This is a genomic window from Sutterella seckii, from assembly GCF_009183815.1.
GTDB lineage: Bacteria > Pseudomonadota > Gammaproteobacteria > Burkholderiales > Burkholderiaceae_F > Sutterella > Sutterella seckii.
The window spans coordinates 1-502 of the sequence record NZ_WEHX01000243.1; the positions used below are offsets into that span (position 1 = coordinate 1).

1 protein-coding gene is annotated in these 502 nt (G+C 52.8%); it reads left to right on the plus strand.

Translation table 11 applies throughout. From position 1 onward, the window contains the following. Positions 1-502: hypothetical protein (locus GBM95_RS12455; RefSeq protein ID WP_226963334.1), on the plus strand; the 502-nt coding region annotated here is incomplete at both ends.

Sequence of the window (502 nt, forward strand, 5' to 3'; positions counted from 1 at the left end):
GTTCCGGTTGCTGCCGGCAAAATCAGTCGTCAAAAGACCAAAAGCGGTACGTACATTCTCTACGTCATCAGTCGTCAATATGACCCGGCAAAGAAGCACACCGTCCCTGTGCGTGCAATGATCGGCAAGGTCTCGGATGAAGAAGGAATGATGTTCCCCAACGAGAAGTTCTTCGAATACTTCCCGGAAACGCCGTTGCCTGAACTTCGTCCGGAAGCTGAACGTAGCTGCACGCTTATGGCCGGCACGTTCATAGCGATTGAGGAAGTCGTCAATCACTACCGGCTCGACGAACTCCTGGTCAAGCACTTCGGCGATCGTGCCGGCCTCGTACTGGATTTGGCTTCCTACATGGTCGTCGAAGGCCGGAATCAAGGTCAGTACTATCCTGACTATGCCTATCGCCATCCGCTGTTCTCTCCGGGCATGCGCATTTACAGCGATTCGACAGTGTCCAAGTTCCTGTCCTCAGTGAAGGACGAACAGATAGCTGGTTTTCTTA